General features: G+C 41.8%; 1 protein-coding gene. It reads right to left on the bottom strand.

Annotated features, from left to right (window positions below; translation table 11 throughout):
* Position 1: 1 nt before the first annotated feature.
* Positions 2 to 10,273 (bottom strand): non-ribosomal peptide synthetase/type I polyketide synthase, encoded by a 10,272-nt coding sequence (locus J8M01_RS05825; protein ID WP_211057331.1) that lies wholly within the window; start codon positions 10,271 to 10,273, stop codon positions 2 to 4.
* Positions 10,274 to 10,868 lie beyond the last annotated feature (595 nt).

The following is a 10,868-nucleotide window of genomic DNA, read 5'->3' as shown; positions in this document are numbered from 1 at the left end:
GTTATAGGTCCATCTCTGTCATGGATTCATCATCCAAAGCGGCACTAATATCGCGTCCACTCACAATATCACTCACCATTTTTATATCTGGTGAGCTGTCTGAACATGTCGCCATTGCATTCATCAAATCATCTATTCGCACTGCCAGAAGTGCGATGCTTGAATGGTCAAAAACATCGCCAACAGTGATACGGATCCCGAATTGGGCATTGATTTTCGACACCAACTGCATCGCTAAAACAGAATTGCCACCGCACTCAAAAAAGCTTTCTTGAGTGCCTAAAATACTTGTATTAAGTAACCTCAAAAAGCAACCGTGAAGCGCTTCTTCAGTGGCGGTATTCGGCTCTACAGGTATTATGTTTCGCTGTTTTATACTCTCTGGTATGGGTAGAGCATTCGAGTCCAATTTTCCATTCGGCGTTAATGGCCACGCCAGCAACCAACACACAGATTCAGGTACCATATAGCTTGGTAAACGCAGGGTGAGTGCTTGGCGTATCTCGCTGTATGCCCATCGTGTTTGCAAGATGCCATCATCAATACAATACGCACATAAACTGGCTTGTTGCTCGGCATTTTGTTTTATGAATACACGTACATTCTTAGTTTCCAAAACTTGTCGTAAATGATGTTCGATATCACCTAATTCAATTCTATGACCGTGCAGTTTTACTTGCTGATCAAGTCGTCCTTGGAGCTCAATTTCACCATTTGGTAAACGTCTTGCTCTGTCCCCCGTCCGATATAAACGCTGAGTAAATTGGTCATTAAAACGATGCTCTATAAATCGTTGAGCAGTTAATTGAGGCTGCTTAAAATAGCCATTTGCCAAACCTACACCACCAATACACAGCTCCCCCCATACACCCGTAGGTAGTGGCAACAATGCACCTTGCACATTGTCTGACATGATATACAAGCTGGTATTTGTAATACCGTCTCCGATAGATATGTGCTCGGCATCTGTGATGTGACTCAGTGAAGACCAAATTGTGGTTTCAGTCGGTCCATACATATTCCATAATTCAACGTCATTTTTCAAAAATGCCTTTGCCAACGACTTGCTAAGTGGCTCGCCGCCACAGAGCACTTTTAACCCTTTGACACAGTGAGGCTGGTGATCTAACAGCAACTGCCAAAGTGTTGGTGTCGCCTGCATTATAGATACAGGGTTTATATTTAGGAGCTCAACAATGGCCGCAGGGTCACTGCATGTTTGCTCACTTGCCAGCAGCACATGAGCACCTACAAGCATTGGCGTAAAAAGCTCCAGCATTGCAATATCAAATGCAATGGTTGTCACTGATAGCAACGTATCTGAACGCGATATTCCAGGCGCTTGTACCATTGCAGATAAAAAGTTAATTAGCGCTAAATGATTTATTTCAACGCCTTTTGGCTGACCTGTAGATCCTGAGGTATAAATGACATAGGCAGGCTGTGTTGGCAATAACTCGATATTTAAGTTAGGCGCCTCGCTTGGATTTAAAGTGCTCGATAGTGAGTCAATATCTAACACTGTCATACTATGGCGACTATTTAATACACTGTCGTCGCATAGGCTATCACAAAGTAAGATGCACGCTTGTGCATCATTTAAAATGTAGTTTATCCGCGCCTGTGGAAACGCCAAATCTAATGGTAAATATGCCGCACCTGTTTTCAAAACAGCCAATATACTCACCACCAACTCAACACGCCGAGGCAAAGCAATGGCGACTAAACTACCGACGCCAATATCGAGCGCTCGCAAGTGGTGTGCAAGTACGTTTACTCGCCTATTTAATTGCTCATACGTTAAAGTTTGTTCTTCACAACTCAATGCTGGATGCGTCGGGTACTGAGCAACGATTTGCTCAAACTGCTCAATATAGTTAGTTAATGCCGGCTGTGAGCTGTTCGAGTCAACGTGTCGTTGCTGTGCTTTATTGAACTGCTCTTCAAGTAACGTTTTTTGAGCTGATTCAGTTACAAACGAACAAGCTGGTGAGTGCAACGTATCTTGAGTGTTTCCTTTCTCAATGAACGCAACAAAACTTTGTATGAAGCCATCAAATAGTTGGGTATCAAATTTGTGTTTATTAAACTCTATGTCTAACGACCATGACTCACCAACTTGGGTAACATTACAATTCAGTTCAAACTGACTATAGGTGGTTACCGAGGGCCCAGTATCAATACTCAGCTCAGCAAAAACCGGTAATGACGGTACTTTATCCATATTGAACAAGGTAGAGGGTAAATGAATGTCTTCTTTCGTTAACGCAGAATATGGATAATGCTGATGTTCAAAGGCAGTCAGTAGTACAGACTGCACGTGCTTGATCAGCTCACCTAAATGAGTGCACGCCATAACATCAATATTAATTGGCAGAATATTAGTACAGTACCCCACCAACTGGCTATCTAAGATATCAGGCTCAAAAGTATCCTCCGAACTTCCAACGATATCTCTGCGAGACAATAACTGTCGATCTGAACATGGGATCCCTGCTGTAACAACCGATTGTTGCGTCAATTTACTTAACCATAAAAGGTACATTGACAACAAAGTAGCAAATTGCCCACAGCCATTGCGTTTAGCAAGCTGCGATACATTCAGCATGGCCTCCTCTGTGAGATGTATACTCCGTGTTTCCACCTCAAAATGCATCTCCTCCTTTGCATCGATGTTTTCAGCTAACGCAAACTTCGTTGGCAAGGCGAGCTCACAGCTGGTCGCTAAATGCGTTAACCAAAACGTCCTATCCTCTTCAAATTTTATTGTCTGTTGGTATTGCTTGAGCGCTTGAATATAGGCAAAAAAGTCTAGTTTTGAATTTGCGGGCTCTATCACTTCCTGATTATAATAAGCTGCAATCGCCTTCAAAATAATCTGTAGTGACACTCCGTCATACAGTATATGATGTGCAACAAGGCTAAAATAACTGCAGCCTCGCTGATCTTCTACCAAATTAAAACGGCATAATACATCATTATCCAAGTCAAACGGGGCGTAACGCAAGGCGCTTAAATTTGCCGTCAGCTGAGCGTCTGTATCAATTGTCACAACCGGCATTAATATTTGATTAAAAGCACCTTTCCTATGACATAACGTATCGCTATCCACACCATAACTTAGCATTGGGTATTGCTTTATAACTTCCCTAATTGAACGCTCTAAACGTTGTTTATTCACTGTACCAGTTAACTTCACCGTCGCTTGTAACTGATAGGCTTTTGCACCTTGTTCAGACCGTAAAGCCAACGCCAGCAATTGCTGCTGAGCATCACTTAAGGGCACAGCGTCATTTTCACTGGCACCACTTATCTGTGATTCTAATGCTAAAGAATCGCCAAAATATCCGGCTTTTTTTATACTGAGTGCGCTGTCTTGTACGACTTGGATAATTGCCTCAACATCAGCATCCGTATGCGCTGCTGATAAGAAGCAATTTCGCCCCTCCCAAATAAACACGCCACGATTGAGCATTTCATAAAAAAACACATCCAAGTTTTGTGTAAATTTAAATCTAAATAGTGATGTAAAGGCTTCAAGGCTAATTGGGATCTGCTCTGCTGTAAAAAACCGATTTAACGTCTCTTTCAAGTACGTGGTTTTTTCATTCACAGCATCGAACAAAGCGGGTCCTTGACGTTTTATTTCGCTCAACACAGCTTTTGCACTCGCCATGGCTAATGGGTGTTTGCAGAAAGTCCCAGCAAAGAACGTTGTGTCTGCTTGGGGGTAAGAAGTATCGCCATATTGCCACACACCACCATCAATACCATCTAAGTACGCGTGGCTACCCGCAACCACACCAATAGGCAGCCCGCCACCAACAATTTTTCCATAAGTTGCCATATCGGCTTGGATATCTAGCAACCCCTGAACTCCACCTGGATGTGCTCGAAACCCAGTGATCATCTCGTCAAAAATCAGCGCAATGCCCAATTCTTTCGTCAACTCGCGTAATTCTTTTAAAAATGCCCATGGCTGTAATTCAGGATGACGGCTTTGTACAGGCTCGACTAATACGGCTGCAATAGAAGAAGCATGTTTACGAATAGTCTCTAACGCCTTAGGATCTGCATATTCTAAAACCAAATTATCACTAATTGATCCATGACGAACACCCGAACACATTGGCTCAACGTCACTTTCACTCAATGCATGTGCTAATGTGCCATCATAATGTCCATGGTAAGCACCTGAAAACTGAACGACTTTTTCACGTTTAGTCGTATTACGCGCTAAACGAACCGCAGTCATGACCGCTTCAGTACCAGAGTTACAGAAAGTGACACGCTCTAAACCGGTCAAATCATTAATCAATGATGCCACTTCACACGCAAGCGGGCTGGCTAACCCAAGTTGCAAACCCGCCTCAACTTGCTGTAACAACGCCTGTGTTACAAATTCTGGTTTATGGCCGAATAAATTAACCCCAAAATCCATAGCAATATCAATGTACTCGTTACCATCAATGTCCCATATTCGCGATTTTTCACAACGCTGAGAAAAAATTGGGTAAAGTAACTCTTTACTTGAAAGTCTAAATCCAGCCGAGGCTCTACTGTCTGCTAAATATGGTCTGTTCTCACTAATTAGTCCTTTAGATTTTGCCGTTTTTTTACAATATTCCTCACTTAATACCGCAAAATGTTGCTGCATACGTTCAGATTTTAATTGAGAAGTAAGCTGTTTTTTTTGAAAAGATGGCAAGACTGAATTAACGCTACTTTGATACTTGTGTACTTGGGGCTGAGGTACTGAATGTGTAACATTACCTTCCTCAACGCTGTACTTATACCCAGTATTTACGCCTTCTAAAGCATCCTCAGAATCATCTTGTCCTAACGGTAATGAGTGACTACGCTCTGTCGTCGTTGTTAGCCACTGTAATTGCTGCGCAGTGATCGCCTTGAGACTATCTCGACTATGCGCGTTGTTAACTTGAGTAGCAGCGTGTAATTGCGCTTGACAAATTTCTTTTACAAGCTCGCCATTTATATGGCCCACAGCACACGAAGCTACGGTGTTATTTCCGTGCGTAATGTCTCCGGCACTTACTAATTGGTCTGTTGCGTGTTCTTCAACATTTGCTGCTATTGGCTGAGTACAGTAATCACTATGTTGTACAATGTAAGCCAATAAACTATCAACTGTGCTCAACTCTTCATAAAACTGACGCACACTAAACTCAAGGCCAAACTCCCTTTCATATAAGCGCACGGCCTGCATGATCATCAATGAATCTACGCCCATTTCGAGCAAAGGTAGATCTGTCTGGATTGCTTCAGCCGGCATCGATAATAAGTTTGCTAATGTAGACAATACAAACTCTTGAATTATGACTTGTCGGTCTTCACTATGCTTGCCTTGAACAGTCGCGCCTTTAACATAAGCGTTAACTTCATCTGCATGGCGGTGCCCGTTCGATGCTTTACTTTTACTCTCTTGGGTATTTAAAGGCACAATCCAATGAGCATGTTCATCAAATGGATAAGCAGGTAAACTCTGCCTTGGAACCAATTTTTGAGGGTAAACGCAAGACCAATCAAGCTCCAACCCTAATTCAAATAAGCGACCAATACTTGCTGGAAAGCGCGATACATCTTCCCCCTTGTTATGGAGTACATGCAAACATTCACAATGATGATCTTTAAGGTTTTCTTGAACAAGGGCACTCAATACAGGTTTGGGCCCCACTTCGAGCGTACAAAGTGGTGCAACTTTATTTAATTGATGCAGACACAAATCAAACCGTACAGGTTTAATAATTTGTTGCACCCAATAATCAGGGGTTGTCAGTGCGTCAGTTTCAAACTCACCTGTAACCGAAGACAAATAGGGATACTTAGGTAAAGAGAAAGTAATGCTATTGGCTACTTTTGCAAACTCACTAAGCATAGGTGCCATTAATGTAGAGTGAAAAGCACGTGCAGTGTTTACCTCCCTATATTTAATTTTCTTCTGTTCTAACTGCCTACATGCAAAATCAATCGCGGTATTGTGCCCAGATAACACCACCCCTGACTCTGCATGAAATGCGCAAATGCAAACCTGAGTTGAACAGTCAGCATGGCACTTCGCAACTATTTCTTGTGCCACAATATCAGTACAGCGTATTGATATCATTCGGCCTTCATTAGGCAGCTCTGCCATTAACGATGCTCGAGCAGCAATCAGTTTAACTGCATCTTCGATAGAAAAAACCTCTGCAATACATGCAGCAGCATATTCTCCAACACTATGACTGACCAAATATTTCGGTGTAATACCTAAGCTTAACAATAACTTTGAGAAAGCGTATTCCACGGCAAATAAACAAATTTGTGTCCACTGTGCTTCGTTGAACAATTCAGCTTGTGGATTGCCGTATAACACGTCCAGCAAACTTTCTGCTCGCTGACCCTCTAGCAAATCATTACATTCGTCTATCGCAGCCTTAAATACTGCCTGTGTTGAATACAAAGACTTTGCCATATTTGCATACTGAGCACCCTGCCCTGTAAACAATAAAGCCAACTCGCTGATATTATTAGACCCGCCGTCATGATGCGCACTATAGGTTTTGTTAGCCATGTTCAGGTTTTCAAGTAATTGTGATCGACTTAAACCGTGTACCACCCGCTTATACTCTCTCATATGAGGCTGCATTGCATTGTTATAAACCAATGCATCAAACTCATTAGCGTCTAGTTTAGCTAACACCTCGTTGTAACGATTAAGAGACTGATGCAGTGCCAAAGGCGTTTTTGCTGAAACAGCAAGCAAATAAAACCCTGTTTGCGCCAGTAAATTAACATCAAGGGGATTTTGCTTAGGTGCAGCTTCACAAATTACATGCGCATTGGTTCCCCCAAAACCAAATGAACTTACCCCTGCATAATGTGCTAAATCCTCTTTTGGCCAATGAGTATCAGAAGTATTTGCGACTAAAGGCATTTTTGCCCAAGGAACATGCGTATTAAGTGTATTAATGTGGGGCTGAGCAGGAATTTTTCCATGCTGCATACACAATAGAGTTTTAATGACACCTGCAATCCCGGCGCCTGATTCTAAGTGGCCTATATTGGCTTTAACCGCGCCGACAGTAATGGGAGACGCCATTTGACCCTGAGGTCTATATACTTTGCTTAGCGCTGATAACTCGATAGGATCACCCAATTTAGTACCAGTTCCATGTGCTTCAACATACTGTACATCTTCAGCACAAACAGCTGCGTTGTCTAAAGCGGCTTTAATAACAGTCTGTTGTGATAAGCCATTCGGCGCTGTAATACCATTACTGCGTCCATCTTGATTTACAGCACTGCCTTTTAATATGCCTTGTATTGGATCTTGCGCTCGATATGCCTCTTCCAATGGCTTCAAAAACAAACAACCAACACCTTCACTACGAACATATCCATCAGCAGCGTCTGAAAATGTTTTACAACGACCATCATCAGCAAGCATTTGTGCGGCTTCACAGGCTTTAGTCACTTCATCACTGAGAATCAAATTCACACCACACACAATCGCTTGAGAGATCTCTCCTCTTTTGATGCTCTGAATTGCTTGATGAAGCGCCACTAAAGATGAAGAGCATGCTGTATCAATCGAAATGCTAGGCCCCGTAAAATTATAAAAGTACGATAGCCGATTTGCTGCAATACTCAGTGCTGTCCCAGTACCAAGATAAGCATTTTGTTTATCAAACTGCTGTGACATGGCAAAGTAGTCGTTCTGTGAAATTCCCACATACACGCCTGTATTGCTTCCTGATAAAGCTGAGGGGGAATAGCCACCAGCCTGGATGGCGTGATAACTGACTTGCAGTAGTAAACGATGTTGAGGATCAATATATTTTGCTTCCGTTGGAGAGATACCAAACAAAGCGGCATCAAACTGCGCAATGTCTTCTAAATATCCACCAAACCGACCCGCTTCCAAATTAGGACACAATTGCTGACGCCTTTCGGAAGGTAAAGAAATGGCGTCTCGTTTATCACAAATGAGCTGCCAAAATTCCTCAATATTATTTGCCTGCGGATAGCGACAAGCCATACCTATAACTGCAACATCTCTCTTATCTAAAGCCTGCTCTATACTTTTACCAATCGGAGTGTTGATGTTTTTTACCGTATCATCCATGTCACTCTGATTTATAACGTTTTCAATACCTTTACTCTGTAAAACCACGCTTTGTACTTGCTCAAACTGCCACAAATAGTCACTAAGCTGAGCAATAGTCGGGTATTCATATAACACTGTTGCTTCCAGCTCAATGCCATGCATTTCCATTAACTCGCCAGAGATCCGTACCGCCCTCATAGAATCAACACCCAACGAGTGAAAAGGTGCATTCACGTCTAAAACGGGAGCATTACTTTCGAGCTCTTGACCAACGACCTGCTGCAACAGCTTTTCTATCAATAATTTGCCTGATGCGTTTTGTGAAGAACCTGCCGTTAATGGCGCGTGAGTTTCAGCTAATTCATGCCCATGAAGGGTTCGATATAAAGGTGAAAATAAGGCTTCTACGTAGTGCCGTTTATTTTCTTGGCGCTGAATTTTACCACTAGATGTTTTTAAAATACGACCTGGTTTGATTAACACAACTTCATATGGTGTTACACCATGATGTTGTGTTACCGCGGCCATAATGTCAGCGGTTACGCTCTCGGGGTTTAGCTTACGCACCGCAGTACGTTTTACTTGCTGGACTATGATCAAACGTTCTTGCGCTGCTGATTGGTTTGCTTGTTGATCCGGCGATGACACAATTGAAAATGCAGCCCCTCCGTTGGCATCTAATGCCTCATTTGCATTGCTGACCGTAAGCTCTATATCTTGAGGATAATAATTTTTACCCCGAAAAATAAGCACATCTTTTGATCTACCTGTGACAAATAATTCGTCTTGAAAGATAAACCCTAAATCTCCCGTGCGTAAATACGGGCCATCATTGTCATCTGCAATATGTGCTTGAAATATCTCTTTTGTTAGCGCTTCTTTACCCCAATATCCTTGTGCAACACTTGCACCTTTAACCCAAATTTCCCCTGTGTCACCATCATCACACCGCTCTTTACTCTCTGGGTTTACAATTGCGACGGTATGATTATGCCACGCAATACCACATGAAACCGCGTAATAGGGTTGCTCTTCAGAGATACTATCAAAGTCAAAAAAGATACCTGATTGAGAGGGCATAGATTCTTGCGTGCTCAACAACCGAGCTTGTCCACCTTTTAACGCTTGACTGGCCAAGCGCAATACCGTTGGCGCGACAGACAATTTACCTCCAGTGGCAAATAACGTCGTTTCAGCCATGCCATAACAAGGTGCAATACTGTCTCTATGTAATCCACACTCTGCAAACTTTTGCGCAAAACGCTCTAAAGTACTTGCTCTTACAGGCTCTGCACCATTTAATGCAGAACGCCAATGTGATAAATCTAACGATTTTAAATCTGCATCTTTGACAGTATCAACGCATAAATCATATGCAAAGTTTGGGGCGCTTGAGGTCACGGCTTTGGTGTCACTCAACAACTTTAGCCATCGGTAAGGCTTTTGCAAAAAATAAGTTGGGTTCATTAAGGATGCCGGTGCACCAATATATATCGGATGCAAAATACCAAAAATAAGACCCATATCATGGAAATGTGGCAACCAACTGACTATTGGGGTTGAATTATCATGCCCAAATGCAATTTTCATCATTTCTTGGTTATCGATGATATTGCCGTGGCTAACCATCACCCCTTTAGGGTTACCCGTTGACCCCGAGGTATACTGCAAAAATGCTAAATCATCCAATAAAATATCACTAAAACACCATTGCTGCGTTTGTATCTTAGTGGTGCTTTCTGAATCAGTTGTAAATACGGCTAGTTTGGCTAATTGCGCTTCAGAATCAAATAGAGGGCGTGCAATTTCATAAATTTTCTCACTGGTTAAGGCACCTTTCGCACCCGCATCAGTCACTATGCTTCTTAAGCGATCAACATTTTGATTTTTTTTAGGTGGATAAACAGGAACTGCAATAATACCTGCATATAAGCAAGCGAAGAAAGCTTCAACAAATTCAAAGCCTGAGTTAAACAATAAGAGTGCTCGGTCGCCTTTGGAAAAATGTTGCTGAAGGTGTATTGCAACTTGCTTTGCTCTCTCGTCTAGTTCAGAGTAGCTCATTACTCTACATGGCTTACCGTCTTCATAAAAATATTGATATGCAATGTCGCTACCACGTGTATTAGCCAATGCGACTAACCTAGTCACTAAATCTGTATTCATTCCATGCCCATCATTGGTTCTGCGGATCAGTCAGATGTCACATCCTCAGCACGGCAATTGACACAGTAAAGTGCATTAAATCGCGTTACTCAAGGTGTTTCAGCCTATTACCACTTAAAATTGAAAAAATAGAATCAATTAAATATCATCAATAAACATTTATTAAAAACCGTGCATTCTGTGTTTCTAAAATGGCAGGGTTTAGTGAAACATTTATTGCAAATCAAAGGTAAAACTAACCGCTTAAACCACCAGCACTGCTAATTTAACTGCACCTTTCTTACTACATCTTATTGCCTAAAGACATAAACTAACTCTAAAGGTAGACTTTTCATAAAACGTCTTTCGAAATTAGTTTATGCACTCATTTAAATAAACGAGTACTCAAATAATATGACAAATCTCGCAAAAATAACCTTATAAGTGTGCCAATAAAAAACTACTAAAGGTGTCCAACACCATGAATATTTACAAAAATGCTACCACAAACACCTAAAAAATAAAGATAAACAACAAAAAAATTAACAACCCGCAAATATAAATCAAATTATCACAACAATAAACATACTTGTATTTCAAGCTGCTCAACATCGTA

The organism is Pseudoalteromonas sp. MMG005, assembly GCF_018101015.1.
Taxonomy (GTDB): Bacteria; Pseudomonadota; Gammaproteobacteria; order Enterobacterales; family Alteromonadaceae; genus Pseudoalteromonas; species Pseudoalteromonas aurantia.
This window is presented reverse-complemented; position numbering and strand designations above follow the sequence as displayed.

Coding starts and splice junctions, on each gene's coding strand:
- J8M01_RS05825 (WP_211057331.1), bottom strand. CDS start 10,273: ATGAATACAGATTTAGTGACTAGGTTAGTCGCATTGGCTAATACACGT.